At 64.2% G+C, this 26,123-nt stretch carries 32 protein-coding genes; 15 read left to right on the top strand and 17 right to left on the bottom strand.

All coding sequences use genetic code 11. The features are described from left to right. Window positions 1-78: 78 nt before the first annotated feature. Window positions 79-1,251 (top strand): MalY/PatB family protein, encoded by a 1,173-nt coding sequence (locus ACR0NB_RS17770; RefSeq protein WP_170367941.1) that lies wholly within the window; start codon window positions 79-81, stop codon window positions 1,249-1,251. A gap of 20 nt (window positions 1,252-1,271) precedes the next feature. On the opposite strand, the gene ACR0NB_RS17765 is transcribed toward ACR0NB_RS17770, so the two are convergent. Next, window positions 1,272-1,625 (bottom strand): hypothetical protein, encoded by a 354-nt coding sequence (locus ACR0NB_RS17765; RefSeq protein WP_093965240.1) that lies wholly within the window; start codon window positions 1,623-1,625, stop codon window positions 1,272-1,274. A 214-nt stretch (window positions 1,626-1,839) separates the two neighbouring features. Between ACR0NB_RS17765 and ACR0NB_RS17760 the strand changes: the two genes are divergently transcribed. Continuing rightward, window positions 1,840-2,829, top strand: a complete 990-nt coding sequence (locus ACR0NB_RS17760; protein WP_480776413.1) for a glutathione S-transferase family protein — start codon at window positions 1,840-1,842, stop codon at window positions 2,827-2,829. On the opposite strand, the gene ACR0NB_RS17755 is transcribed toward ACR0NB_RS17760, so the two are convergent. Then, the gene (locus ACR0NB_RS17755) at window positions 2,811-3,173 is read right to left on the bottom strand and encodes a response regulator transcription factor (RefSeq protein WP_170421778.1); all 363 of its coding nucleotides are present in this window, start codon (window positions 3,171-3,173) and stop codon (window positions 2,811-2,813) included. The two genes, ACR0NB_RS17760 and ACR0NB_RS17755, sit on opposite strands and share 19 nt — an antisense overlap. Window positions 3,174-3,355: 182 nt before the next feature. Between ACR0NB_RS17755 and cobD the strand changes: the two genes are divergently transcribed. The 3 genes from cobD to ACR0NB_RS17740 are packed head-to-tail and all read left to right on the top strand — an operon-like array spanning window position 3,356 to window position 6,416. Continuing rightward, window positions 3,356-4,321, top strand: coding sequence for a threonine-phosphate decarboxylase CobD (cobD, locus tag ACR0NB_RS17750; protein ID WP_170421781.1), 966 nt, complete (start codon window positions 3,356-3,358; stop codon window positions 4,319-4,321). Then, window positions 4,318-5,238, top strand: coding sequence for an adenosylcobinamide-phosphate synthase CbiB (gene cbiB, locus ACR0NB_RS17745; RefSeq protein ID WP_480776412.1), 921 nt, complete (start codon window positions 4,318-4,320; stop codon window positions 5,236-5,238). The genes cobD and cbiB overlap by 4 nt, the downstream gene beginning before the upstream one ends. A gap of 14 nt (window positions 5,239-5,252) precedes the next feature. Further along, window positions 5,253-6,416 carry a lytic murein transglycosylase gene (locus ACR0NB_RS17740; RefSeq protein WP_480776411.1) on the top strand — a complete coding sequence of 388 codons (1,164 nt, stop codon included), beginning with the start codon at window positions 5,253-5,255 and terminating at the stop codon, window positions 6,414-6,416. Window positions 6,417-6,420: 4 nt separating this feature from the next. Here ACR0NB_RS17740 and ACR0NB_RS17735 read toward each other — a convergent pair whose 3' ends face one another. From ACR0NB_RS17735 to ACR0NB_RS17715, 5 genes are all read right to left on the bottom strand, one after another. Continuing rightward, window positions 6,421-6,918, bottom strand: a complete 498-nt coding sequence (locus ACR0NB_RS17735) for a P-loop nucleotide/nucleoside kinase family protein (RefSeq protein ID WP_170448869.1) — start codon at window positions 6,916-6,918, stop codon at window positions 6,421-6,423. 45 nt (window positions 6,919-6,963) lie between these two features. Next, a complete protein-coding gene (locus ACR0NB_RS17730) occupies window positions 6,964-7,326 on the bottom strand; it encodes a hypothetical protein (protein ID WP_170452945.1) in 363 nt (120 codons plus the stop codon). 54 nt (window positions 7,327-7,380) lie between these two features. After that, window positions 7,381-10,836: a chromosome segregation SMC family protein gene (locus ACR0NB_RS17725; protein ID WP_480776410.1), complete on the bottom strand. Its 3,456-nt coding sequence runs from the start codon at window positions 10,834-10,836 to the stop codon at window positions 7,381-7,383. A gap of 137 nt (window positions 10,837-10,973) precedes the next feature. Next, on the bottom strand, window positions 10,974-11,378 hold the full coding sequence (locus ACR0NB_RS17720) for a hypothetical protein (RefSeq protein WP_480697455.1): 405 nt from the start codon (window positions 11,376-11,378) through the stop codon (window positions 10,974-10,976). A 44-nt stretch (window positions 11,379-11,422) separates the two neighbouring features. Beyond that, window positions 11,423-12,616 carry an aminotransferase-like domain-containing protein gene (locus ACR0NB_RS17715; RefSeq protein WP_480776409.1) on the bottom strand — a complete coding sequence of 398 codons (1,194 nt, stop codon included), beginning with the start codon at window positions 12,614-12,616 and terminating at the stop codon, window positions 11,423-11,425. A 159-nt stretch (window positions 12,617-12,775) separates the two neighbouring features. Here ACR0NB_RS17715 and ACR0NB_RS17710 point away from each other — a divergent pair, with 159 nt between their 5' ends. Beyond that, window positions 12,776-13,546, top strand: coding sequence for an FCD domain-containing protein (locus ACR0NB_RS17710; protein ID WP_170434863.1), 771 nt, complete (start codon window positions 12,776-12,778; stop codon window positions 13,544-13,546). 435 nt (window positions 13,547-13,981) lie between these two features. Here the strand turns inward: ACR0NB_RS17710 and ACR0NB_RS17705 are convergent, their stop codons facing one another. From ACR0NB_RS17705 to ACR0NB_RS17685, 5 genes are all read right to left on the bottom strand, one after another. Beyond that, on the bottom strand, window positions 13,982-14,542 hold the full coding sequence (locus tag ACR0NB_RS17705; protein ID WP_093965218.1) for a F0F1 ATP synthase subunit B: 561 nt from the start codon (window positions 14,540-14,542) through the stop codon (window positions 13,982-13,984). Window positions 14,543-14,547: 5 nt separating this feature from the next. Then, complete coding sequence (locus ACR0NB_RS17700; protein WP_480776408.1) at window positions 14,548-15,099, bottom strand: F0F1 ATP synthase subunit B'; 552 nt, start codon at window positions 15,097-15,099, stop codon at window positions 14,548-14,550. Between the two features lie 86 nt (window positions 15,100-15,185). Further along, window positions 15,186-15,410: a F0F1 ATP synthase subunit C gene (locus ACR0NB_RS17695; RefSeq protein ID WP_005981269.1), complete on the bottom strand. Its 225-nt coding sequence runs from the start codon at window positions 15,408-15,410 to the stop codon at window positions 15,186-15,188. 69 nt (window positions 15,411-15,479) lie between these two features. Then, window positions 15,480-16,235, bottom strand: coding sequence for a F0F1 ATP synthase subunit A (locus ACR0NB_RS17690; RefSeq protein WP_093965215.1), 756 nt, complete (start codon window positions 16,233-16,235; stop codon window positions 15,480-15,482). Between the two features lie 2 nt (window positions 16,236-16,237). Further along, on the bottom strand, window positions 16,238-16,570 hold the full coding sequence (locus tag ACR0NB_RS17685) for an AtpZ/AtpI family protein (RefSeq protein WP_093965213.1): 333 nt from the start codon (window positions 16,568-16,570) through the stop codon (window positions 16,238-16,240). 231 nt (window positions 16,571-16,801) lie between these two features. On the opposite strand from ACR0NB_RS17685, the gene ACR0NB_RS17680 reads away from it, so the two are divergent. Next, window positions 16,802-17,137 (top strand): ArsR/SmtB family transcription factor, encoded by a 336-nt coding sequence (locus tag ACR0NB_RS17680; RefSeq protein WP_170361571.1) that lies wholly within the window; start codon window positions 16,802-16,804, stop codon window positions 17,135-17,137. On the opposite strand, the gene ACR0NB_RS17675 is transcribed toward ACR0NB_RS17680, so the two are convergent. From ACR0NB_RS17675 to ACR0NB_RS17660, 4 genes are all read right to left on the bottom strand, one after another. Then, window positions 17,134-17,547, bottom strand: coding sequence for a universal stress protein (locus tag ACR0NB_RS17675; RefSeq protein ID WP_170361483.1), 414 nt, complete (start codon window positions 17,545-17,547; stop codon window positions 17,134-17,136). The two genes, ACR0NB_RS17680 and ACR0NB_RS17675, sit on opposite strands and share 4 nt — an antisense overlap. A gap of 74 nt (window positions 17,548-17,621) precedes the next feature. Further along, on the bottom strand, window positions 17,622-17,891 hold the full coding sequence (locus ACR0NB_RS17670) for a hypothetical protein (RefSeq protein WP_170439845.1): 270 nt from the start codon (window positions 17,889-17,891) through the stop codon (window positions 17,622-17,624). Between the two features lie 57 nt (window positions 17,892-17,948). Continuing rightward, the gene (locus ACR0NB_RS17665; RefSeq protein WP_480776407.1) at window positions 17,949-18,863 is read right to left on the bottom strand and encodes a DMT family transporter; all 915 of its coding nucleotides are present in this window, start codon (window positions 18,861-18,863) and stop codon (window positions 17,949-17,951) included. Continuing rightward, window positions 18,860-19,738, bottom strand: a complete 879-nt coding sequence (locus ACR0NB_RS17660; RefSeq protein WP_170361479.1) for a LysR family transcriptional regulator — start codon at window positions 19,736-19,738, stop codon at window positions 18,860-18,862. Before ACR0NB_RS17660 ends, ACR0NB_RS17665 begins: the two co-directional genes overlap by 4 nt. 121 nt (window positions 19,739-19,859) lie before the next feature. Here ACR0NB_RS17660 and ACR0NB_RS17655 point away from each other — a divergent pair, with 121 nt between their 5' ends. After that, the gene (locus ACR0NB_RS17655) at window positions 19,860-20,441 is read left to right on the top strand and encodes an FMN-dependent NADH-azoreductase (RefSeq protein WP_480776406.1); all 582 of its coding nucleotides are present in this window, start codon (window positions 19,860-19,862) and stop codon (window positions 20,439-20,441) included. Between the two features lie 73 nt (window positions 20,442-20,514). Then, window positions 20,515-21,255 carry an aspartate/glutamate racemase family protein gene (locus ACR0NB_RS17650; RefSeq protein ID WP_480776405.1) on the top strand — a complete coding sequence of 247 codons (741 nt, stop codon included), beginning with the start codon at window positions 20,515-20,517 and terminating at the stop codon, window positions 21,253-21,255. Here ACR0NB_RS17650 and ACR0NB_RS17645 read toward each other — a convergent pair whose 3' ends face one another. After that, entirely contained in the window at window positions 21,256-21,786 is a 531-nt protein-coding gene (locus tag ACR0NB_RS17645; RefSeq protein WP_480776404.1) for a prolyl-tRNA synthetase associated domain-containing protein, read from the bottom strand. A gap of 258 nt (window positions 21,787-22,044) precedes the next feature. On the opposite strand from ACR0NB_RS17645, the gene ffh reads away from it, so the two are divergent. The 6 genes from ffh (at window position 22,045) to bluB (ending at window position 26,117) form a co-directional block, all read left to right on the top strand. Continuing rightward, window positions 22,045-23,553 (top strand): signal recognition particle protein, encoded by a 1,509-nt coding sequence (gene ffh, locus ACR0NB_RS17640; RefSeq protein ID WP_480776403.1) that lies wholly within the window; start codon window positions 22,045-22,047, stop codon window positions 23,551-23,553. Next, window positions 23,554-24,162, top strand: a complete 609-nt coding sequence (locus ACR0NB_RS17635) for a GNAT family N-acetyltransferase (protein WP_480776402.1) — start codon at window positions 23,554-23,556, stop codon at window positions 24,160-24,162. After that, window positions 24,159-24,710, top strand: a complete 552-nt coding sequence (locus tag ACR0NB_RS17630; RefSeq protein WP_480776401.1) for a GNAT family N-acetyltransferase — start codon at window positions 24,159-24,161, stop codon at window positions 24,708-24,710. The genes ACR0NB_RS17635 and ACR0NB_RS17630 overlap by 4 nt, the downstream gene beginning before the upstream one ends. Beyond that, window positions 24,707-25,003, top strand: coding sequence for a chorismate mutase (locus tag ACR0NB_RS17625; protein WP_005981236.1), 297 nt, complete (start codon window positions 24,707-24,709; stop codon window positions 25,001-25,003). The genes ACR0NB_RS17630 and ACR0NB_RS17625 overlap by 4 nt, the downstream gene beginning before the upstream one ends. A gap of 70 nt (window positions 25,004-25,073) precedes the next feature. Then, complete coding sequence (gene rpsP / locus ACR0NB_RS17620; RefSeq protein WP_093965193.1) at window positions 25,074-25,469, top strand: 30S ribosomal protein S16; 396 nt, start codon at window positions 25,074-25,076, stop codon at window positions 25,467-25,469. A 12-nt stretch (window positions 25,470-25,481) separates the two neighbouring features. After that, on the top strand, window positions 25,482-26,117 hold the full coding sequence (bluB, locus tag ACR0NB_RS17615; RefSeq protein WP_480755078.1) for a 5,6-dimethylbenzimidazole synthase: 636 nt from the start codon (window positions 25,482-25,484) through the stop codon (window positions 26,115-26,117). The last annotated feature ends 6 nt before the right edge of the window (window positions 26,118-26,123 follow it).

Genomic DNA, 26,123 nt, shown 5'->3' with positions numbered 1-26,123 from the left:
ATCGCGCGCGTGGCCGCAACGCCCCCCTTGCGCCGGGCGAATTTCCCGATAGCTTTCAGGCCAACGAATGGAGCAGACATGACTTTCAACGACCTCATCGACCGCCGGGGCACCTTCAGCTCGAAATGGGACAAGATGGAGCAGCTGTTCGGCGTCTCGCCCGAGGACGGGCTGGCCATGTGGACCGCCGATTCCGACTATGCCACCGCGCCCTGCGTGATCGAGGCGGTGCGCCGCGCGGCCGATCACGGGGTGTTCGGCTATTCCTGGCAGCACCCGGCCTATCTGCAGGCGGTGCGGTGGTGGATGCAGAACCGTCACGACTGGGCGATCGACACCGATTGGATCCTGACCTCGCAAGGTCTGGGCAACGCCATCGCGCTGAGCCTCGACGTCTGGACCGAGCCGGGGGACGGGGTTGTGATCTTCACGCCGGTCTATCACGAGTTTGCACACAAGGTGAACAAAACCGGCCGCCGGGTAGTGGAATGCCCCCTGGTGCGGGCCGGCGACACCTATGAGATCGACTTGGATGACGCACAGTCGCGGCTGGACGGGTCCGAACGGATGTTAATCTGGTGTTCGCCGCAGAACCCGTCGGGGCGGGTCTGGACACCGGACGAGCTGCGCGCTGTGGCGGCCTTTGCTGAACGCAACGGGCTGATCCTGATCTCGGACGAGATCCATCACGATCTGGTCTATCCCGGGCACAAATTCGTGCCGATGGACGTGGCCGCGCCGGATGCGCGGCCCTGGACGGTGACGCTGACAGCGGCGTCCAAGACCTTCAATATCGCAGGCCAGCGCACCGGCAATATGATCATTCCCGACGACACGCTGCGGGCGCAGATGCGTCACCGGCTGAACACGTTGGACTATGACCCCAGCGCACTTGGCGTGGCGATGATCACCGCGGCCTACACGCCCGAGGGTGCGCAATGGGTGGATGCCCAGATCGACCACCTGCGGGGCAACCGCGCGATATTCGATGCAGCGATCTCCGAAATCCCCGGTCTGTGGTCGATGCCCTTGCAGGCAACCTACCTGGCCTGGGTCGATTTCTCGGGCACCGGCATGGATCACGCCGAATTCGTGCGCCGTCTGCGCGATGATGCCCGGATCGCAACGTCATCCGGCCCGGGCTTTGGAACGGGAGGCGAGACCTTCGAACGGTTCAATCTCGCCACTCAGCGGGCGCGGGTCGAGGACGCGTGCGCCCGTTTGAAACTAGCTTTTTCTGACCTTCAATAAGGTCGCGCGGACGGTCTGCCCTAGTCGTCTTTGCCGAGAAGGGCGATTGGGGCATCCGGCGCGCGATAGAAATCCAGTGGCGCCTTGTCCGCCGCTACGGTGCTGCGCTTGAACTCATATCGCATCTGGCCGCCGTCTTCCTCGTCAGCGACGATCAGGCATTGATACAGGTGGTTGGCGCCATCAAAAATATCGACCAGTCCACGCAGACGCGGTGTTGTCTCGGCCTCGACGGCGAAACCATCCTTCCACAATTTGAGGATTCTGTAGGTATTGTCGCCCATTTCCACCCGCAGGCGGCTGGACTTCTTGAGCGATGCGATTCGGGCCGCATCCAATTCGGCGCTAATTTCCTTGGAAACATAAGTACTCATCAAAATTCCCCCCAAGCTATGCTATCTATTGTGGGGGTATTTTCGTAAAAATCCAGTGAAGCCCGACCGTTGACGCGGACCTGTGGGCGATTTGTTGCACAGACATCCCGGGCGGCACTGTGCGACTGCGCAGAGATGCTGCGCGCCGTCGGCGATGTGAACTGCGGCGCTGTCGCACTAAGCTTTGTCCGGACACGGAAACGGAGGATCCAAGATGGGCCTGTTGGTCGACGGCACCTGGCACGACACCTGGTACGACACGAAATCCACCGGCGGAGCGTTCAAACGTTCGGCTGCCCAGTTTCGAAACTGGATAACGGCCGATGGCAGTGCAGGTCCCTCGGGCAAGGACGGTTTCAAGGCTGAGGCCGGGCGATATCACTTGTATGTCAGCCTCGCCTGTCCATGGGCGCACCGGACGTTGATCTTCCGCCAGCTCAAGGAACTTCAGGACCTTATTACCGTATCGGTGGTCCATCCGGACATGCTGAACCGCGGATGGACTTTCCAGACCGACGATCACGGCGCCACCGGCGATGCTTTGTATGGGCTGGACTATGCCTATCAGGTCTATACACGCGCCGACCCGAACTACTCGGGCCGGGTGACGGTGCCGATCCTGTGGGACAAGGTGCAAGGGACCATCGTGTCGAATGAAAGCTCGGAAATCATCCGCATGTTCAATTCGGCCTTCGACCAAATCACCGGCAACACCGACGACTACTGGCCTTCCGAGATGCGCGACGAGATCGAAGAGGTCAATGCGAGGGTCTATTCAAACGTGAACAACGGCGTCTACAAATCCGGCTTTGCCACCTCGCAGGAGGCCTATGACGCGGCCGTGCACCCCCTGTTCGACACGCTGGACTGGCTGGAAGACCGGCTGTCCAAGAACCGATACCTGATGGGGGATCGCCTGACCGAGGCCGACTGGCGCCTGTTCACGACCCTAATCCGGTTCGATCCGGTCTATCACCTGCATTTCAAGTGCAACCGCAGGCGGCTGATCGACTATCCCAACCTGTGGGCTTACACGCGCGAACTGTATCAATGGCCGGGCGTGGCGGGCACGGTGAACCTGCACCATATCGTGCGGCACTATCACTACAGTCACGACAGCATCAATCCGCACCGGATCATCCCGATCAACCCTGTCCTGGACTATTGGCAGCCCCACGGACGCGATCAGCGACCCGCGGCGTAGTGCTCGACCATCGCCGCCAGATCCTCGGGCGGCGTTCCGCTCTGGACATAGGCGCAGGCGTTGGGGCTATGGGCAAAGATCGACCCGTCGGAAAAGAACGTGGTGTTGGTGACGAAGATCACCCGGGCATCCGGGCGGCGGTAGCTGGCGAAATCCGCGACCGCCAACGCGCTGCCTGAATCCAGAACCAGGTCCAGGATTATGATGTCGAAGGGCGTGCCATAAAGTGCAAGGATCGCTGCTTCCTGGCTTTCGACCAGAGAAACCTCAGCCCCCTGCCGTTCCAGGTGCCGCTGCCAGACCCGACCCAGGTCGGGGTTACTCTCAACAATCAGAACATTCATTTGCAACAACCTCGGCACTTGATAAGGTGAGTGGTGCCGACCCCCATAAGCTGTGATCACGTTATTTCGTTAACAAAGGGTTAACAGTCGCTCCAGCGCTCCTCTATGAACCGGATTTGCTTGTAAAAACGGCGTAAATCCGCTTGAAGCGGGGTAATTTCGGCGTTTTGGACGATTCCGGCATGACTGACCGCACTGACGACTTGAACCCACGCGGCAAGCGTGACCACGGCGGTGGGCTGGACGACGCCATTGCCCGTCATGGCGGCGCGCGAACGGAATGGATCGACCTGTCGACCGGGATCAACCCACACCCTTATCCTGTAGCGGGCCTTACACTTGAGGACTGGACCGCCCTGCCCGACCACAGTTCCTTTGCCCGGCTGAGTGATGCGGCCCGACGCTTCTGGGGTGTGCCGGACTGCGCGGCAATCCTGCCCGCACCGGGGGCCTCGGCCCTGATCACGCGGATCCCGGCGCTGGCCCCCGTTGGTGCGGTCCAGATCACCACGCCCACCTACAACGAACATGCCGCCGCCTTTGCCGCGCAGGGCTGGACGGTACAGCCCGGCGGCCCGGCGCAGGCGCGGGTGATCGTGCATCCCAACAATCCAGACGGCCGGATCTGGCAGGCTAAGGACGCCGACGCGCCGCTGACAGTGATCGACGAAAGCTTTTGCGACGTGACGCCCGAGGCATCTCTGATCCGCCTGTCCGAGCTCCCCGGCGTGATCGTCCTGAAAAGCTTTGGCAAGTTCTGGGGCCTTGCGGGGCTGCGGCTGGGCTTTGCCATCGGGCATCCCGACCTGATCGCGAGGCTGAACGATCTGACCGGCCCCTGGGCCGTGTCCGGCCCGGCTCTGCGCATCGGCGCGCAGGCCCTGAATGACACGACCTGGGCCGAAACCACGCGCGCGCGGTTGGCCCGTGATACGGAACGGCTGGATACGCTGATGACCGGCAAGGGCGCGCATTTGGTCGGCGGCACCACGCTGTTCCGCCTGTACGAAGTGGACGATGCCGCCGCCTGGCAGGACCGGCTGGCACAGGCCCATATCTGGAGCCGCATCTTCCCCTATTCCGATCGGTTCCTGCGGCTGGGCCTGCCGCCCGAGCATGGCTGGTCACGACTCGAGGCGGCGCTGTGAGCACCGCCCTTACGCTGGCCCTGGCGATGCTGCTGGACGCCGCATTGGGCGAGCCCGACTGGCTGTGGTCGCGCCTGCGGCACCCGGCGGTTCTGATGGGCAACGCCATCGGCTGGCTGGACCGCCGCCTGAATCACGGCACGCATCGCCGCGCGAAGGGCATTTTCGTCGCGCTTCTGCTGGTCCTGGGCGGCTGGGTGGTCGGTGCGGCGCTGGCGTGGCTTGGCTGGGCGGTCGAGGTCGTGGTCTGCGCGATCCTGTTGGCACAGAACTCTCTGGTGGCGCATGTCCGCGCCGTGGGCGTCGCGCTGCGGCAATCCCTGCCCGAGGGGCGCGCGGCGGTGGCAATGATCGTGTCGCGCGACACCTCGCAGATGACCGAGGCACAGGTGGCGCGCTCGGCCATCGAGAGCGCCGCCGAGAACCTAAGCGACGGGGTGATCGCCCCGGCCTTCTGGTTCCTGCTGGGCGGCTTGCCGGGGCTGCTGGTCTACAAGGCGGTGAACACCGCCGACAGCATGATCGGCTACCGCAACGACACGTACCGAGACTTCGGCTGGGCCGCCGCCCGGCTGGACGATCTGCTGAACCTGGTCCCGGCCCGGCTGACTTGCCTGATGATCGTGGCCCTGTCGGGACAGAGGCGCCAATGGCGGGCCATCGTGGCGGACGCGCAGCACCACATTTCGCCCAATGCCGGCTGGCCCGAAGCCGCCATGGCCCGCGCGCTGGACGTGGCACTGGCCGGGCCCCGCAGCTATGACGGGCAGTTGCGCGATCTGGCCTGGGTCAATGGTGAAGCCCGGCGCACGATCGGCGCAACGGAGGTTTTCCGCGCATGCGGAATGCTTTGGCAGGTTTGGGGGCTTGCGTTGGCGGGGCTGACGGTGTGGGTTGGTCTGAACACGGTTTTCTGAGGATGGTTTTCGTCATGCGCTTTGTCTCGGGCCTTGTGGCCGCTTGCCTGTTCGCTGCCCCGGCCCTTGCCCAATGCGGCGGCGGCTTCAACGCCTTCGTTCGCGGACTGAAGGCCGAAGCGGCACAGCAGGGGTTCGATACGGCCACGGTCGATGCGTTCTTCAACGGTGCGCAACAGGACCCCAAGGTGCTGAAGGCCGACCGTGCGCAGGGCGTCTTCCAAAAACCGTTTATCGAATTCTCGCGACGCCTGATCTCGCAGGACCGAATCAGGCGCGGCCAGGCGATGGCGCAGCAATACGATGCCGTGTTCGACCGGATCGAGGCAGAATACGGTGTGTCGCGCGGGGTCCTGCTGGCCTTCTGGGCGTTCGAGACGGATTACGGCGCGTTCCAGGGCGATTTCAACACCCGCAATGCGTTGGTGACGCTGGCCCATGATTGCCGCCGCCCCGAGCTGTTCCGGCCGCAGATCTATGCCGCGATCGAGCTGTTCCGAAACGGCGATTTCGACCCGAACCGCACCACGGGCGCATGGGCGGGCGAGATCGGCATGGTGCAGATGCTGCCCCGCGACATTCTGGAAAACGGCGTGGACGGTGATGGCGACGGGCATGTGCGGCTGAAAACCTCGGCCCCCGATGCGCTGATGTCGGGTGGCAAGATGCTGTCTCATCTGGGCTGGCAGCCGGGTCAGCCCTGGCTGCAGGAGGTCACCGTGCTCGCACAGATGGACTGGTCGCTGAGCGGGCCGGGCAAACCGCGCCCGGTGTCAGACTGGCAGGCGATGGGCGTGCAGGCGCGCAGCGGGTCATTGGCCAACCTGCCAGCCTCGCTGATCCTGCCGCAGGGGCGCAAGGGGCCGGCCTTTCTGGCCTATCCGAATTTCGATGTCTATTTCGAGTGGAACCAAAGCTTTGTCTATGTCCTGACCGCGGCCTATTTCGGAACGCGCCTCGAGGGCGCGCAGGTTTATGCTGCGGGCAACCCCGATCCGGGCCTGACCGGCGCCCAGATGAAACAGCTGCAGGCGAAACTGCAGGCGCGCGGGCATGACGTGGGCAAGATCGACGGCATCTTGGGGGCCGGAACGCGCGCTGCAGTACAGGCTGAACAGGCCCGGCTGGGCCTGCCCGCAGATGCCTGGCCGACAGTTGATTTGCTAAACCGACTTTAGACGCTCAATCCGTTGGGTCGTGGAATACCAGCGTGAATCCTTCCTCAGGCGTGGGTTCCGCGTAATGCTTGGAAAACCGTCGGAACTGTTCTTCGGTCGCGGCAAAGGCGTGGTCGCCCGCTGCGTTTCGTGCTTGCAGCCGGGCCAGACAAACGGCGTCGGGCGTAGTCAGCACATGCATCTGATGCGCTGTATCGGTCTGATCCAGAATTTCGCGCATCCAGGCGCGGGTTTCGACCGTGTTGGCCGGGAAATCCAGAACAACCGACATGCCCGCTTCAAGCAGAGTCGTGACATGCGGACCCATCGCCGCGCGCAGACGCGTGGAACAGCGCAGATAGTCGGCACCTGTCACCATCTGATCGGCAAAAAGCGGCTTCAGCCAGGCGTCCTCGGAAATCAGAACTGTGCCGGGCTGCCTCGCGAGCTGGGCGGCAAGCGTCGATTTTCCAGCGGCGATCTTGCCGCAAAGCATGTGCAGGGTCGGAGCGGGTCGGGTCATCGGTTGATTCCTGGTTTGGCACGGCGGGTGAAGGAGTGGCCCCGTTCACTCGGGTCGCACCGGGTAACGTTCACCTTTTTCGGTGATCAGGATCAACCGACCATTGTTCCGCACGTACAGATCGCAGCGGTCGAACCCGTTGCGGTACTGCACACAGATGCTGCCATCAGCGGTGATCGAGTAGGTTCCGAAGGCCGTTCCGCCGCCATTGACCGCCGAATAGGTGTAGGAATAGGCCCCACCGGCCGAGTATTTCGACTGCCCGTCGTCATAGAAGGTCAGCGTTCGCCCAGCCAAAGCGTCCAGTTCAGCGGGGCTCAGGGGGATATCACCGGGGCGGGTGGCCCATTCGGCAGCCAAGAGAGGCGAGGCGGCGCAGGCCGCGGCGATCAGCAACAGGTGTTTCATGCAGCCAGCCTAGCCCGGCCCGGCCCGATCGCAGAATAACGTTGCGGTGAGCGGTCAGGCGACCATCTGCTCGGCCTTCTTCAGATCGACGGAGACCAGCTGGCTGACGCCCTGTTCCTGCATGGTCACGCCGAACAGACGGTCCATCCGCGCCATGGTCACCGCGTGGTGGGTGATGATCAGGAACCGCGTGTCGGTCTGGCGGCACATCTCGTCCAGCAGATCGCAGAACCGGGTCACGTTGGCATCGTCCAGCGGCGCATCAACCTCGTCCAGCACGCAGATCGGCGCGGGGTTGGCCAGGAACACGCCGAAGATCAGCGCGGTGGCGGTCAGGGTCTGCTCCCCGCCCGACAACAGGCTGAGGGTCGACAGCTTCTTGCCCGGCGGCTGGCACATGATCTCGAGCCCCGCATCCAGCGGGTCGTCGCTCTCGACCATCACCAGGTTGGCCTCGCCACCGCCGAACAGATGCTTGAACAGCATGGCAAAGTTCGCGTTGACCTGTTCGAATGCAGTCAGCAGGCGCTCGCGGCCCTCACGGTTGAGGCTGGCGATGCCGCTGCGCAGCGCCTTGATCGCCTCTTCCAGATCGGATTTCTCGCTGTTGAGCGTGTCGAACTCCTCCTGAACCTCCTTGGCGTCTTCCTCGGCCCGCAGGTTCACCGCACCCATCGCGTCGCGCTGGCGCTTGTGGCGGTTCACCTCAGCTTCCAGGGCATCGGCGGCGGGCATGTCGTCAGGGTTCACGTCCAGCTGGTTCAACAACTGGTTCGGGGTCAGTTGCTGATCCTCGGCGATGCGCTCGGCAGCGGCGGCGACACTTTCCTTGGCCGCCTCGAACCGCGCCTCAGCCGCGGCGCGGGCTTCGCGCGCCTCCGAGGCCTTGCGCTCGGCCTCGCGCTCGGCAAGCACGGCCTCGCGTTGCAGCGCTTCGGCCTGGGCCAGCTTGTCGGCGGCTTCGGCGCGGCGGGCCTCGGCGGCCTCGATCATCTCGTTCAGCTCTTCGCGTGCCTCGGCGATCTCGGCGGGCGCGGCCATCGCTTCGGTCAGCTCTTCCTCGGAACTGGCTTTGCGCTCGGCCAATTCGGCGATGCGCTTCTCGGCTGTTTCCAGACGGTGTTTCCAGCCGCTCAGGTCCTTGGCCACCTCCTGTGCGCGGCGGGTGCGGGCCTCGCCCTCGCGGCGCAGCTCGTCATGGGTCGAACGGTGCGTCAGCATGGTGATCCGCGCGGCCTCGACCGTCTGCTTGATGTCCTCGACCCGGGCACGGGCGGTGTCCAGATCGCCCAGCTCGGCCAGCGCGGCCTCGGCCTCGCGCAGCTGGGCGCGGGCCGCCATCGCATCCTGCTTGTGGCGGTCGACCGCAAGCGTCAGGTTCTCCAGCTTGCCCTGCGCCAGGTTGCGGTCGGCCTCGGCCCGGCTGAGCGCGCGGGCCGCTTCGGCCATGCGCTGATCGGCGGCGCGGCGGGCCTCGCGGGCGCGACGGTCGGCCTCTGTCACCTCGGCCAGTTGCCGCGACAGGGCCTCGTGCGCGGCGCGGGCGCCGTCGGCCTGTGCTTCGACCTGCGCCAGTTGCTGTTTCAGCGCCTCAAGCTTGTTGAGCTGCTCGAGCCGCAGCGCCGCGGCGCTGGGGGCATCCTCGGCCCAGGCGCGGAACCCGTCCCAGCGCCACAGATCGCCCGAGCGCGACACCAACCGTTGGCCGGGTTTCAGCAAGGGTTGCAGCCGCGCGCCCTGATCGGCGTCAATCAGGCCGATCTGCGCGATACGGCGGCTGAGACGGTCCGGACCCGAGACGTGTAGCGCAAGCGGCTCGGCCCCGTCCGGCAACGGCTGATCGGCATCATAGCCCGGCACCTGCACCCAACCCGACGGCCCATCGCCTTCGACCAGCGGGGCGCGGAGGTCATCCGCCAACGCGGCACCCAACGCCTTTTCAAAGCCCGGCTCGACCCGCAGCAGGTCCAGCACCTGCCCGCCCTCGGCGGTGTCGCGCTCGACCAGCTTGGCCAGCGCGGTGGTCTCGGCCCGAATCGCGCCCAACTCGCCCTCGGCCTCGGAGCGTTGGGCGCGGGCCTCGGCCTCGCGCGCCTGCGTTTCACCGCGCAGCTCGTCGGCGGCGGCCAGCGCTTCTTCGGCGGCTTCGGCGGCCTCGCGCGCCTCTTCCTCGGCGGCTTGCGCGGCCTCGAACGCTTCGTCGGCGCGGGTCAGCGCGGCGCGGGCCTCGGCAACGGCCGCGCGTGCTTTTTCCTCTTCGGCCTCGGAGCGTGCCAGCGTCTTGCGGCTGTCCTCGACCAGACGCTGCGCCGATTGGTGACGCGCGACCAGACGAGCGGTGTCCTCGGTCTCCTGCGCCAGCAGATCCTCACGCTCCTGCAGAACCGCGGCGGCCTCTCGGGCAATTTCGGCGGCTTCGGCCAGCTTGTCGTCATGGCCCTCGGCGGCCTTGGCCAGTTCGCGGGCCTCCCATTCCAGCCGTTCGATCATCTCGCCGGCGTCGCGGTTCAAACCGGTTTCCCGCTCGATGTCGCGGCCCAGCTGCTGGATGCGGGCGGTCAGGGTTTCGATGGTCTGGCGCGCGCGGTTTTCCTGATCGGACAGCTGATCGCGCTGCACCTGCTGGCGCTGCAGCACGGCGGCGGCAATGGCCTCCTCCTCGCGCAGCGGCGGCAGGGTCTCTTCGATCTCGGCGCGTTTCGCGCTGGCGGCGCGGGCCTCGGCCTCGGCGCGCGCGGCTTCGGTGGTGCGGTCGCGCAGACGCTCTTCGGCCTGCTGGCGGGCCATGTCGGCCTCTTTCCAGCGGCGATACAGCAACATGCCTTCGGCCTGGCGCAATTGCTCGCCGATCTCACGATACCGCGCGGCCTGACGGGCTTGGCGCGCCAGCTGCGCCAACTGTGTGCCCAACTGCTCCAGCACGTCATCGACGCGGGTCAGGTTGGCTTCGGTGCCCTTGAGCTTCAGTTCGGCCTCGTGCCGCCGCTGGTACAGGCCCGAGATACCGGCGGCCTCTTCCAGAATGCGGCGGCGGGCGCGGGGTTTGGCGTTGATCAGCTCGGCGATCCGGTTCTGCCCCACCAGAGCGGGTGAATGCGCGCCGGTCGAGGCATCGGCGAACAGCATCTGCACGTCGCGGGCGCGCACGTCCTTGCCGTTGGCCTTGTAGGCGCTGCCCACGTCGCGGGTGATGCGGCGCACGATCTCGATCTGATCGCTGTCATTGAACCCGGCCGGGGCCAGACGTTCCGAGTTGTCCATGGTCAGGACGACCTCGGCGAAGTTGCGCGCCGGACGGGTGGCGGCACCGGCAAAGATCACGTCCTCCATCGCACCGCCGCGCATCGATTTGGGGCGGTTCTCGCCCATCACCCAACGCAGCGCCTCAAGCAGGTTGGACTTGCCGCAGCCGTTGGGCCCCACCACACCGGTCAACCCATCCGCGATGATCAGATCGGTCGGATCGACGAAGCTTTTGAAGCCGGTGAGTTTGAGTTTGGTAAAGCGCAAAGGCCGATTTCCATGATTCCCGTTCCCTGAAAGTCTGGACAAGGGAATGCCCGCGAGTCAACGAAGTTGCGCAGGATATGGGATATTGAGCCGAGTTATCCACAATATCTTGCTGATTTGGGCGGAATTGCGCAGAGTCAATAAGGCGAACACTCGAACACCTGGTATCCGGTGTCCGACCCGCTGTCATAGGTTCCGAAGTCAATGCATTCATAGTTGGTCGGCGTGACCGCAGCCAACAACAGCCGGTCCGACGCCCTGCGGTCGCAGGCGAGGATGCCCACGGTCACCGCCGCGTCGCCCAACACATCGGCGACCGGACAGCCCGAGACCTGGGCCATGGCCAATGCGGCCCGATCCCGGATCGGCCCCAGCCGCGGGGCATATTGGCTGTTGACGCGGACCGCCTCGGCCAGGTCACCGCGCAGGCGCACGTCGAACACGCTGCCGTTCACGGCCACGCGGGTTGCGGGCAGGTCGCGGAAATGGGTCGTACCGGCCGAGCAGCCGGCCAGCACCAGCAAGGCGAAGAACCGGATCATGCCGCAGTTTTGCGGCAAAATGGTTAACGAAAACTTTCCCGCGCTCAGCCGCCCAGGACCGCGCCCAACCGGGCAATACCCTCGGCAATCGTAGCCTCGTCCGAGTTGGAGAAACTCAGCCGGATCGTGTTGGCGCCGCTGCCATCGGGGTGAAAGGCCTGTCCGGGCACAAAGGCGACCTTGACCGTCTCAAGCGCGCGGGCCAGCAGTTGCGCGCCATCCGAGCCGGGCGGCAGGGTCAGCCAGATGAACATGCCCCCCTCGGGCCGGGTCCATTGCACGCCTTCGGGCATGTGCCGTTCCAGCGCCGCCAGCATCGCGTCGCGGCGCGCACGGTAGGTTGCGCGCACTTTCGGGATGTGGCTGTCGAAACAGGTTTGGGCCACTTGGTGCACGGCCATCTGGTTGATGGTGGCCGAATGCAGGTCGGCGGCCTGTTTCATCAGCACAAGCTGCGCGATGACGGGCTGCGCCGCCACGACCCAACCCACCCGCAACCCGGGCGACAGGGTCTTGGAAAAACTGCCACAATAGATCGTCCGGCAGGCTTGCAGATCGCCCTTCCGCGCCAGTTCCAGCGCAAGGATCGGCGGTATCGCCTGCCCGTCATAGCGCAGGGCCTGATAGGCGCCGTCCTCGATCAGGGCGCAGTCCAACTCTTCGGCCAGATCCAGAAGGGCCTCGCGCCCCTGCCGATCGACGGTCTCGCCGGTCGGGTTGGCAAAGTCGGGCGAAAGATATGCGTATTTGACCGCCCCCGGCCCCGCCGCGGCTCGGTATTGCGCAGCACCCGCGTTGCCGCCTGCGCGCAACCGGTCAAAGCGTGGCTCATAGGCGTTGAACGCCGCCAAAGCCCCCAGATAGGTCGGCCATCCGACCAGCGCCGTGTCGCCGGGAGACAGAAACAGCTTGCCCAGATAGTCCAGCGCCTGTTGCGAGCCCGAGGTGATCAGAACGTCGTCGGGGCCGCAGTCGATGCCGATCCGGCGCATGTGGCCGGCGATCCATTCCCGCAGCGGCATATACCCTTCGGACACGGAATACTGCAGCGCCTGCGCGCCGCTGCCAGCCCCAAGCGCCTGTTGGAATGCCTGGGCAAAGGCCTCGGCCGGAAACAGCGCCGGGTCGGGGATACCGCCGGCAAAGGAAATGATGCCGGGTTGATCCAGCAGTTTCAGCAATTCGCGGATTTCGGATGCCTTCATTCGCGCGGCGCGCGTTGCAAATAACTGGTGCATGGGCCGAGCCTCCTCCGCTGGGTCGGACTGACGCTATGACCTCTGCGCTTAAAGTCAATAATGCTGACCTAGTGTTTCAGCCAATGTGATCGCGGCCCGTTCTTGCACGGGCCGGGCATGTGTGGTCATATGATTTGACCAATTTTCAGCGATGATCCGATGCCCTTTCAGAAAGTCCAGACCGAGAAACTGTCCCTGGCTGTCGTCAAACAGATCGAGTTGCTGATCCTGCGCGGGATCCTGCGCCCCGGTGAGCGCCTGCCGTCCGAGCGCGAGTTGGCCGACCGGCTTGGCGTGTCGCGCCCGTCGCTGCGCGAGGCGATCTCGCAACTGCAGGAGCAAGGCCTTCTGACCGCCAAGGCCGGGTCAGGCATCTATGTGGCCGAGGTTCTGGGCTCGGCCTTTTCGCCGGCGCTGATCCGTCTGTTCAGCAGCCATGACGAGGCTGTGTTCGATTACCTGTCGTTCCGGCGCGACATGGAAGGGCTGGCGGCCGAACGCGCCGCGCGGCTGGGCTCGGACAGCGACCTGAAGGTGATCCAGGCGATCTTCGACAAGATGGAGGCCGCCCATGCCCGCAACGCGGCCGATGACGAGGCCCATCTGGACGCGCAGTTCCACATGGCCATCATCGAGGCCAGCCACAACGTGGTGATGCTGCACATGATGCGGTCGATGTTCGATCTGTTGCGGCAGGGCGTGTTCTACAACCGCCAGATCATGTTCCACCAACGCACCACGCGCGACGCGATCCTGAACCAGCACAGGGCAATCAACGCAGCCCTTCAGGCCCGCGACCCCGAAGCCGCCCGGCAGGCGGTGGAACAGCACCTTAGCTTTGTCGAACGCTGCATGGAAGACCAGCAGAAGGCCCGGCGCAACGAACTGATCGCGCGGCAGCGGCTGGAACATGAAACCGCCGAACGTTAGGCGCCAGTTGTCAGACCCGACGCAACCTTCGTATTAGCAAAACCTGTTAGATGGGGCGGACCTGTTCGACATTCGGTTCGGACAGACAAACTGCGAAGAAAGGAAGATACTCTGTGACGCTTTGAAGAGCTTTGATACTGCTGGTTTTAAGGATCAGATTCAGATCTAGAGAAATATTAGCTAGGACCGAACGGATCGTGCGTTCGAGATACTCACGCTATTGAAGTTGGGAAACTCGGCCCTGACCCCGGACACCATGTCACGTATTGCTCTGGATTTTGCGAGGCAACCCGTAACATGCCTTGAGAAGATGGCTGACTGTACAATAAAATGAGGCGAGGGCAGAAAACAGAGCCCTCGCCTTACTTGTAAAGACTTAGATTTAGCGTTGATGCCGTCTGACGGACGGCTGCCGGCAGCAGCGCGCCGAACAGCTCAGTGCAGCTTGTCACCGACCTCGGAGATCGCCGAGTCAATCAGCTTGTTGGCTTGCGCCGCAGTCATCTGCTTGGCCAGCACGGACTTGGCCGCCGCAACGGCCGCAGTAACAGCCTGGTCGCGCACCTCCTTCACCGCCGAGGCCTCGGCCGATGCGATTTGATCCTGTGCGGCAGCCAGACGACGCGCGATGGATTTCTCCAGATCCGCCTTTGCCTGTTCGGCAGCCAGAACCGAATCTTCCTTCGCCGCGGCCACGATGGCTTCGGCCTGAGTCTGCACTTCGCGCTGCTTGCGCTCGTATGAGGCCAGCAGGCTGCGCGCTTCTTCATGCAGGGCACGGGCCTCGTCCAGCTCGGCCTTGATGCCTTCGGCGCGGTTGTCCAGCGCCCCGCCGATCATCGACGGAACTTTGAAATAGAACAAAACCGCGATGAAGACGATGAAGCCCAGCGTCACGACGAAGTCGGTGTTCGCCAGCGAGAAGAACGGACCGCTTGCGGCCAGCGCCGGGCTGGCGAAACCTGCGGTCAGGATAAGAGCAAGTGTATTCCGCATGTCACTTATCCTTTCATCTGTGCGCTGACGGCACTGCTGATGGCTTTGGCATCCGCCTCGCCGCCCAGCGCAGTCACCAGTTCGGCCGCCGTATCGTTGGCAACCTGTTGAATGCTTTCCAGCGCTCCGGCACGGATTTCGGCAATTGCCTTCTCCGATTCTGCCGCCTTGGCCGCGATTTCCGCATCTGCCTTGGCAATCGCATCATCCAGGTCCGCCTGGATTTCGGCGCGCGCTTCGGCTGCGATCCGCTGAGCCTCGGCACGGGCATCGGCCAGCGCCTTGTTGTAGGCCTCTTCAGCCTCGACCGCCTTGGCCTTCAGGTCTTCGGCCGCAGCCAGGTCATTTGTAATGGTCCCCTGACGCTCGGCCAGGATCGCCGAGATGCGCGGCAGGGCCACGCGGGACAGGACCAGAAAGATGACGACCAGCGTAATGACCAGCCAGAAGATCTGGTTGGGGAACCAATCGAAGCAGAGCTGCGGCATCCCGATGGCCGAGCCATGGGAATCGACGCATTTGCCGACTGCTTCTGCAGCTATGGGTTCTGTCGCCATGATGTCCTCCGTCGGAACGTTGTCTTTACAACAGGTGGGCCGCTATGGCTTGGGCCCACCTGCGCGTAAGGATCAGGTTCCGCAGATTATACGGCGAACATCAGCAGCAGCGAGACCAGGAATGCGAAGATCCCCAGGGCTTCTGCGAATGCGATACCGATGAACAGGGTTGCGGTCTGCGAAGCAGCCGCCGAAGGGTTGCGCAGAGCGCCGGCCAGGAAGTTGCCGGCCACGTTGCCCACCCCGATTGCGGCCGCGCCGGAACCGATTGCTGCCAGGCCTGCGCCGATGTGTGCGAGATCGCCTTCCATGATGTATCTCCTTACGAATTGGAAGTTTCGATTTTGGGTTATCGTTCCTGTGCTCAGGGTCGCCCCTGATCAGTGATGCGGATGCAGAGCGTCCTTCAGATAAACACAGGTCAGAATGGTGAATACGTAGGCCTGGATGAAGGCCACCAGGACCTCGAGGCCGTACATTGCGGTGATCGCCAGAACCGATACGGGCGAGATCACGGCGACCGCGGCGAAGCCGGCGAAAACCTTTATCACGGCGTGGCCGGCCATGACGTTACCCGCAAGACGAATGGAGTGGCTGACCGGGCGCACGAAGTACGAGATCAGCTCGATGATCGCCAGGATCGGGCGCAGCGCCAGCGGAGCGCTGGACACCCAGAACAGGCTCAGAAAGCCGGCGCCGTTCTTGACAAAGCCTAGAACGGTCACGGTCAGGAACACGGCCAGCGCCAGCGGAATTGTGACTGCGAAATGCGACGTGGTGGTGAACGAGGTCGGGATCAGGCCGAGGAAGTTCGCGGTGACGATGAACATGAACAGGGTCATGACATACGGGAAGTACTTGACGCCTTCCTTGCCACAGATGTCTTCCAGCATCTTGTAGATGAAGCCGTAGGCCAGCTCGGCGATCGATTGCATGCGGGTCGGGACGATGGCGCGCTTCGAGGTGCTCAGCACCAGCAGGCCGATGATGGCCAGAACCGCGAAGAACAGCCACAGGGTCACGTTGGTGGGCGTGTACCAAGCCATCTCACCGCCGAAAAGCGGCTTGACGATGAACTGGTCCATCGGATGGAAAACCAGGCTGCTGCCTTCTGCTGCGGTGGTCTCGGTCGCCACGTTCAGTCCCTCTCGTCCTTCTCGGCCTGTGTCGAGGCCGCCTGTTTCTCTTGAGCTTCTTGCGCGCTGCGGAGCATGACCTTCACGCCCGCGACAAGGCCCAGCAATGTGAACAGCACCAGGAAGATCGGGATCGTCCCGAACAGGCTGTCCAGCCCGTACCCGATGCCAAATCCGATCCCAAGACCGGAAACCATCTCGATGACCATCCGCCAGGCCAGCTCGCCCCCGGATATGTCAGCGTCCGCACGAGGTTTCGGCGCTTTGGCCTTTTTTGCCGCGTCGATCTTGGCCTCAAGCTGCGTCAGGCGCTGCTTTGGGTCGTCATCGGTCACGGGCGTTTCCCTCGCACAGTCTTGGCGCAGTTGCTAAGCGGCCTCGCGCGCAGAGTCAACGCTGTTGATGGCTCCAATTGACGCAGCTTAAGTCTTTGTTTTCAAATGAATTTTATGGACACGCTCTGACTGACGATCGGGCCGCGAACAAACCATGCCGCTGGAAACATCGGATTCCGCATATTCAACCAAATGGTTGACCAAACTTTCCCGCTGTGGTTCAGCGGGATCATGTCCGATGACCTCGATACCGTCTTTGCGGCCCTGGCCGACCCCACGCGGCGCGCGATACTGGCGATGCTGCTCGAGGATGACATGGCCGTCACCGACGTGGCCGAGCCGTTCGAGATGTCGCTGGCGGCGATCTCGAAACACCTGACGATCCTGACCCGGGCCGGGCTGATCAGCCAGGAAAAGCGCGGCCGGGTGAAATGGTGCAAGCTGGAACCCGACGCGTTGCGCGCGGCCTCGGTCTGGATGCAAGGGTTCGGGCAGTTCGAACCCGTGAATCTGGACGCGTTCGAGCGGTTCCTGGAAAACCAGCTTTCCGCGGGGGACGAGGTCTAGCGCACTACGAAGACCGACATGCTGGCATGTTTGGCCAGATATCCGGCATGGCTGGACAGTATAAAGTCGGTAATCCGCGGCGCATGGGTGCCCACCACGATCAGGTCGGCACCGATCTCTTCAGCGGTGCGGGCCAGGTCACCATCCACTTCGACCGCCACATCCACCGAATGAATGTTGCGGAAATCAACTTGCGCTCCACTGGCTTGGGACAACTCGTCCGCCAGATCGGACAGATGGTCCTTGATCGCGGATTCGGTTTGCGTGGGGTCGCCGGGCTGATTGCTTGTCACGCTGACGATGGTTATCCGCGCCCCCTGCCACCGGGCGACCTGCGCCGCAACCTCGGCCGCCTTGCGCACTTCGGGTGGCAGATGCAGATCGACGGGAAACATTATGTGTTTGAACATCAGTCCCTCCTTTCACGCCGACAGCTTAGCGGGTTTGACACAACCGGCCCTTGATGTGGCTCAACCCAAGAGGATCAGCCTTGCTGGCTGTACTCGACCCCTGTGACCACGCCGCTGGGATCGGCGCGGCACAGCCACGGGGCCTGAGCGCCGGCCGCTGCGACCTGTGTGACGGTTCCCGCCGGTTCGGCAGTTGTCGACAGAGCCTGGACATCCGCGGGGCTCCGGTTTGCCTCAGCAGCCACCAATGCCTCGCAGCTGGCTTGAAGGGTTGAATTGTCGGCGGTGTCCTGCGTACATCCAAAAACCAACATTAGCGTGGCCGAGGCAATCAATCTGTGCATGTTCCGGTCCTTTCGGAGTTTGCCTCACCCTGCCACGAACGGGCGCTTTGGCAAAGGTCAGTCCGGCGCGGTTTGTTGCCGAGCCATCCCCAGGTCATCCCCTTTCAGCAGCAGCACGAGGGCAAGGATCGTCAGCCCTATTCCCACCAGGACCAACGGGCCCGGCGCCGGCTGGCCCAGCGCGATCTGCCAGATGATCACCCAGCTGGGCGTCAGGTAGGTATAGGCCATGACCTTGGCCGATGGCAGCAGCAGCGTAGCGTACTGCAACAGAACGAAGGTGGCCGCGCTGGCGCAGATGGCGACGTAGAACAGGCCGATCCAGACGATCGCCGGCAGGTTGGCCCAGTCGGTCGCGCGGATGTCGGACCAGCCGAACACCGTCAGCACAGCGCACCCGGCCACCAGCGTGCCGAAGGTGAACACGACCGGCGGCTCGCCCCGGTTCAGCTTTCGCACCATGGGCGTATAGATCGCATGGGCCACACAGCCCCAGAAATAGATGATCTCGCCCCGCCCGATCTCAAAGGCGCGAAAGGCCAGCCAATCGGCGCGGAACACCACCCACAGCGCGCCAACCGCGCCCACGCTCAGCGCGAGGGCCATGTGCGGGGTGGTGATCTGGCGCAGCAACACCCACCCCGCCACCGCCGACAGGATCGGCGTCAAGGTGAACACCGCCGCCGCGCTGACCGGCGGCGCGGTTTTCAGCCCGTAGAACATCAGCACGAAATAGGCCGAGAACAGCCCGCCCAGCACCAGATAGCGCCACGGCGCGCGCGCCGCGCTGCGCGGCAAACCGGTCGTCATCAGCGCCGCGATGCCGATCACCACGCCGGCAATCGCAAACCGCGCGGCGTTCAACGCCGCCGGCGCGATCTCGTTGGCAATCATCGAACCCAGCGAGAAACTGCCCGCCACCAGCGCCGAGAACACCAGCATGGCCAGATGGCCACGCGCCTGCGAGCTCATGGCAGCCAGTCCTTGGCCTGCTCCTTGAGGAACTTAAGAAAGGTCTGCACCTTGTTGGTGCGGTGCAGATCCACATGGGTCACCAGCCACAGGTTGCCGGCCCATTCCGGCAGCGGGTCCATCACCTCCTGCAACTGCGGATGGCGGGCGGCCTCCCACCGGGCCATGAAGCCGATCCCCGCCCCGGCCAGTACCGCCTCGGCCACGGTGAAGTTGTTGGAACAGCGGAAGGTGATCGCATCGGCCGGGACATTGGCGCGCAGCCAACGTGAAAAAGGCGCGCGGCTGTTTTCATCATCCGCCCCGACGAAGGCGTGGTTGGGGAAATCCTCGACGCCCGCGGGCAGGCCGCGCCGCGCGATGTAGTCCTGACTGGCATAAAGCCCCACCTCTTGCGTCATGAAGGGCTGCACCACGTTGTCCGGCTGGTCGGGGGCCGCACCGGCGCGGATCGCCACATGCGCCTCGCCATATTCCAGGCGGAACAGGCGGTCGCCGGTCAGATAGCGCACGATCAGGTCGGGATGGTCCTGCTGGAACGCGGTCAGCGTAGGCACCACCAGCGGCGCCAGCGAGGCCAGCGAGGTCACCACCAACTCGCCCGAGACATCGTCTCCACGCCCCTTCAGCCGCCCGACCAGTTGGTTGAACTGATCCTCGGTGGCCTGAGCCACGCGCAGCAGATCCTCGCCCGCCTCGGTCGGGGTGTAGCCGCGCGCGTGGCGCTGGAACAGCTTGACCTTCAGCCGGGCCTCGATCGCGTCGATATGGCGGATCACCGTGGCATGGTGCACCCCCAGAACCTCGGCCGCGCCGCTGACCGTGCCCATGCGCGCAACCTGATAGGCGGTGCGGACCTCGTCCCAATTGTCCATGAGAAAACCAATTCTGTGCAATTTCCAACAATGTATGTTGATTTATCCCAGTTTCGTTCGCTCACGCAATATTCATATTGGGTTCAGACGCAAAATCCGAACCCTGAGAAGGAGCCTCTCCATGACAAAGACCATCCTGCATATCGACGCCTCGGCCCGCCGCACCGGCTCGGCCACCCGCGACCTGTCGGCCCGCATCGTCCAACACCTGGGCGCCAGCCGCATCATCCGCCGCGACCTGGCCACACCCCTGCCCCTGCTGACCGAGGACTGGATCACCGCCAACTTCACCCTCGCCGATCAACGCGACGCCACCCAGCGCGACCTGCTGGCCCTGTCGGACGAGTTGGTCAAGGAACTGCAGCAGGCCGACACGGTGGTGATCGGGTTGCCGATCTACAATTTCTCGGTCCCGGCCGCCTTCAAGGCCTGGATCGACCTGGTCGCCCGTGCGGGCCTGACGTTCTCTTATACCGAGAATGGCCCCAAGGGCCTGCTGGAGGGCAAGCGCGCCATCCTCGCCATCGCTTCGGGCGGTACCGCAGTGGGGTCCGAGATCGACTTTGCAACCGGATACGCCCGCCATGTTCTGGGCTTCATCGGCATCCATGACGTGGATGTGGTGGCCGCCGACCGCATGGCGCTGGACCCGGAAGCAACTCTGAGCAACGCCCAGAAAGCCGTGGCCGAACTGGCCGCCTGATCCGGCCACTGGCCATCCCCGGTCAAACCGTCCAATCTGTCCCCGAGCGGGATCGGCAGATTGGACGGTTGTCATGAAGAAGATCGGAATTCTGGGCGGGGTCGGCTGGGCGTCGACAATAGACTATTACCGCGCCATCGCCGAGGGCGCCGGGCGCCATTTTGCAGAACGCGGGCATGGATCACCCCTGCCTGTTCCTCCGATGACCATCGAGTCCGTCACCCAGGCCAAAACCCGCGCGCTGCGCGGAACCGCCGGCGACGAAGCAAGCTGGTCCGCGTTCGATGCCGTTTTCCGCGATGCACTGCTGACGCTTGAGCAGGCGGGATGTGATTTCGGCATCATCGCCTCGAACACACCTCACGCCCGTTTGCATGCGATCCGGCAGGGCGTGACCATCCCGATCCTGAGTATCTTTGATGCAACCGCCGTGGCAACCAAAACGACAGGCGCCAAAAGCGCGCTGGTGCTGGGAACCTCGGTCACGATGCAAGCGCGCCACTATGCGGAACGGCTGGCGGCTGAAGACATCACAGCCAATGACCGACTTCCCGAGGACCAGATCGCGGAAATGCAGGCCATGATCGACACCGAGTTCTACGGCGGTGCCTCGGCCAATGCCCGCGGCCGTCTGCTGGCATTCTGCAATCGGCACGCCGCCCCCGGAACCGCGATCCTGCTGGCCTGCACGGAATTGCCGCTGGCCTTTCCCCAACATCTTGATGACCCGGTTTTTGAGGCCGACGGGCACCTGTTCGTCAATCCCTCGGCCGCCCATGTCGCCGCCGCGTTGAAAGAGGCGCTGAGCGAATGATCACGGCAGCCAGGTGACCTCGCACCCGATCCGCTCGAAGAAGGCCATCAGGTCTTCGCGCGCCATGGCCACCGTCCGGTCGTTGACCAATGGATGCATATAGATCACGTCCGCGCGCTGCGCCGCGTGGTCCATGAAGAACCGTACACCGTTGCCAACGCCGTTTATCATGGCCAGCGGGCTGACCGCGCCGGGACGGATGCCAAGGTTCTGCATCAGCCGATCCGCCGACCCGAAGGACAGGTTGCCTACACCCAGTTCGGCGCCCAGCGCCTTGAGGTCGATCTCGCGGCTCTGTTCCAGCGTCACCAGGTAGTTCCGCTTTTTCTTGTCGCGCAGATACAGGTTCTTGAGCCGCAACGCGTTTTCGCCCGGCACCATGAACTGATCTTCGACCGCCTTCGACTCTTCGACCGTCCGCAGCGGGACGTGGCTGTGCAGACGATAGGGCAGCCCCCAATCGTCCAACTGCGCCAGCAAGGCGTCCGAACTGAGCGGCAATGAGTCCTGAAAGGCGGATGAGGCGTCCATGGTCTTCTCCCGAATATCGCGCCAGTGATGGCCGACGGGGCCGCACGATGCAACCCGGCGGGCGCGGATGGTTGACTCAGGCAGCCAATGGGCCTAAACGCCAACGCAACATCCGGAAGCGTCTGTTCTTCCGGTCCCTTGAGTCGTTCAGGGATCGCCCCCCACCAGCGAGTTTCGCCCGTGGGGGCGTTTGTGCATTGACCCGTCCGCCCCTATCTATGGGGCGCCAACCGACAACCGGCGAAGGAGGCCGAAGGCATGTTTGAAAATCTATCCGAACGCCTCTCTGGCGTCTTTGACCGGCTGACCAAACAGGGCGCCCTGTCCGAAGAAGACGTCAAAACCGCCCTGCGCGAAGTACGCGTGGCGCTGCTCGAGGCCGACGTCTCGCTGCCAGTGGCGCGTGCGTTCGTAAAAAAGGTTCAGGAACAGGCGACCGGCCAGGCGGTGACCAAGTCAATCACGCCGGGCCAGCAGGTCGTCAAGATCGTGCACGACGCGCTGGTCGATACCCTGCGCGGCGAGGACGACCCGGGCAAGCTGAAGATCGACAACCCGCCCGCGCCGATCCTGATGGTCGGCCTGCAGGGCTCGGGTAAGACGACGACCACCGGCAAGCTCGCCAAGCGCCTGAAAGAAAAAGAGGGCAAGAAGGTCCTGATGGCCTCGCTGGACGTCTACCGCCCGGCGGCGATGGACCAGCTGGCGGTGCTGGGCTCCCAGATCGGGGTGGACACCCTGCCGATCGTGCCGGGCCAGAAACCGGTGGACATCGCCAAGCGCGCCAAACAGCAGGCCACGCTGGGCGGCTATGACGTCTACATGCTCGACACAGCGGGCCGTCTGCACATCGACGAGGTCCTGATGGACGAGGTCGAGCAGGTCCGCAACGTGGTCGACCCGCGCGAGACCCTGCTGGTGGTCGACGGCCTGACCGGTCAGGTCGCCGTCGAGGTGGCCGAGGAGTTCGACGCCAAGGTCGGCATCTCGGGCGTGGTCCTGACTCGGATGGACGGCGACGGGCGCGGCGGTGCGGCCCTGTCGATGCGCGCGGTCACCGGCAAGCCCATCCGCTTCGTGGGTCTGGGCGAGAAGATGGATGCGCTGGAAACCTTCGAGCCCGACCGCATCGCGGGCCGAATCCTGGGTATGGGCGACATCGTGGCCCTGGTCGAAAAGGCCCAAGAGACCATGGAGCTCGAGCAGACCGAGCGCATGATGAAGCGCATGATGAAGGGTCAGTTCAACATGAACGACCTGAAGATGCAGCTGGAGCAGATGATCCAGATGGGCGGCATGCAGGGCATGATGGGCATGATGCCGGGCATGGGCAAGATGGCCAAGCAGATGGATCAGGCCGGGCTGGACGACCGGATCCTGCGCCAGCAGATCGCCATGATCCAGTCGATGACCAAGAAAGAACGCGCCAACCCCGCGTTGCTGCAGGCCAGCCGCAAGAAACGCATCGCGGCCGGGTCGGGCATGGAAGTCAGCGACATCAACAAGCTGCTCAAGATGCACCGGCAGATGTCGGACATGATGAAGAAGATGGGCAAGATGGGCAAAGGCAAGATGCTGAAACAGGCCATGAAAGGCATGTTCGGCAAAGGCGGCCCCTCGCCCGAAGAAATGGCCGCGGGCATGGACCCCAAGGCGCTGGAAGCCGCGGCCAAGGCAATGGGCGGCAAGATGCCCGGCGGCATGCCCGGCATGGGCGGCGGCATGGCCCTGCCCCCCGGCCTGAGCGGATTCGGAAAGAAAAAGTAAGTGACTGCGCCCGTCGCATATCCCTGGGAGGCTCCGGCCACCGGCCCCGCCGCCGCGCTGTCGGCGCGGCTGGCTGCGGAATTGCCGCGGCTGGAGACCGCGCGGCTGGTGCTGCGCGCGCCGCGGATCGGGGATTTCGACACCTATGCCGACATCCTGATGTCGGACCGCGCCGTACACATGGACGGCCCGTTTGACCGGCAGGCGGCCTGGCTGGATTTTTCGCAATACGTCGCGGGCTGGCTGCTGCGCGGGGCGGGAATGTGGGCCATCGAGGACCGCGCGGGCGGTCAGGTTCTGGGTTTCGTGTCGATTGGCATGGAATTCGGCGACCGCGAACACGAGCTGGGCTATCTGCTGACCGAAACGGCCGAGGGGCGTGGCATCGCAACCGAGGCAGCCGAAGCCGCTCGTGACTTTGCACTGGGGCCGCAGGCGCTGCCGTCACTGGTCAGCTATGTGGACCCCGACAACGCAGCCTCGGCCCGCGTGGCCGAGCGCCTGGGCGCCCAGCGCGACCTGCAGGCCGAGGCCGGGTTCGACGAGTCGGTCCTGGTCTTTCGCCACCTGCCCGGCGACGGCGATGGCGGGATGGAGGCCTACGCATGACGACCTTCGCCATCCCGACCCGTGAGACCGAGCGCCTGATCCTTCGGGCACCGCATCCGGACGACCTGCCGGCCATGACGGCCTTCTACGCGACCGAGCGCAGCCACATGGTGGGCGGCCCCAGGGATGCGGCGGGCTGCTGGAACGGACTGGCGAACCGGCTTGGCCACTGGGCGCTGCGCGGCTACGGCCTGTGGCACCTGACCGAAAAGGCCAGCGGTGCTTTCGTGGGCTGGACCGGCATGATCTATGTGCCGGGCTGGGACGAACCCGAGCTGGGCTGGGCCCTGATGGAACAGGCCGAGGGCAAGGGCCTGGGCTTCGAGGCCGCGCAGGCCGCCCGCGACCATGCGGCGCGCCATCAGGGGCTGAACGGCGTCATCAGCTACATCGCCCACGCCAATGACCGTTCGCGCGCTCTGGCCCAGCGTCTCGGTGCCACTTACGAGCGCGAGGGCGAAGTGCTGGGCAAGTCCGCACAGATCTGGCGGCACCCGAAACTCGACTCGTCAACGACCGATCTGAACACCGAAAGGACCGGCCAATGAACAATCCTGTGACGCGGGCCGCGGCCTTGCTGAAAGACCACCGCGAAAGCATCGACCGGCTGGATGCGATTCTGGTCTATACGCTGGCCGAGCGGTTCAAGCACACGCAGGCCGTTGGCAAGCTCAAGGCCGAACACGACCTTCCCCCGTCCGATCCCTCGCGCGAGGCCGCGCAGATCGCACGGCTTGAAGACCTGGCGAAAGAGGCGGATCTGGACCCCGATTTTGCCAAGGCTTTCCTGAATTTCATCATTCAGGAAGTCATCCGACACCACAAGAAACACCAGAAGTGAACCCGAGGTTCAACAAACACCAGAAATAGCCGGAGCAATCCGGCCAACGCCATCCAAAGGAGATACCACAATGGCAATGAAAATTCGTCTGGCCCGTGGCGGCTCGAAAAAGCGCCCCTTCTACCGCATCGTTGCAGCTGACAGCCGCATGCCTCGCGATGGCCGTTTCATCGAGAAGCTGGGCACCTACAACCCGCTGCTGCCGAAGGACAGCGAAGAGCGCGTAAAAATGAACATGGAGCGCATCCAGTACTGGCTGGACCAGGGCGCGCAGCCGACCGACCGGATCGCCCGCATGCTGGAAGCCGCCGGCGCCAAGGAGAAAGCCGAGCGTAACAACCCTCAGAAGGGCACCCCGGGCAAGAAAGCCCAGGAGCGCGCCGAAGAGAAAGCCGCCAAGGCTGCTGAAGCCGCAGAGGCTGCTGCCGCTCCGGCCGAAGAAGAAGCTGCTGCTGCAGAAGAGTAAACAGGCGGGCGCGTGCAGGATCAGGCTTTCACCGAAGATTTCCGCACGCAGTTCGATCTGTTGATGCGGCTCCGGCGCGATGTGCGCCGGTTCCGCACCGACGCGGTGGACGAGGCAGTGCTGACGCACTGCCTCGACGCGTTTCAGCTGGCCCCTTCGGTGGGGCTGAGCGAACCGTGGCGCGTGATCCGCGTCGAAAGCCCTGAGGCCCGGACCGCGGCGCTGGAGAACTTCAAGGCGGCCAATGACGCCGCGCTGGCGGGCTACTCCGGTGACCGGGCGCAGTTGTACAGCCAGCTGAAACTGTCGGGCATGCAAGAGGCGCCGGTTCAGCTGGCGGTTTTTTGCGATGACGCCACCGACAAGGGCCGGGGGCTGGGCGCAGGAACCATGCCCGAAATGCGCCGCTATTCGGTGGTCTCGGCCGTCACTTTGTTCTGGCTGGCGCTGCGCGCGCATGGCCTGGGGCTGGGCTGGGTCTCGATCCTCGATCCCGACCGGCTGGCCCGCGACCTGTCGGTGCCCGAGGGCTGGCGGCTGATCGGCTATTTCTGCGTGGGCTGGCCCGAGGAAAGCTCGGACACGCCCGAACTGGAAACCCATGGCTGGGAGTGCCGCCGCGGCAGCCTCCCGGTGGAAACGCGGTAGGGTGGC

Source organism: Ruegeria sp. CG3 (assembly GCF_056537205.1).
Note: the sequence above shows the minus strand (reverse complement) of the source record. Positions and strands in the feature narration are given on the sequence as shown.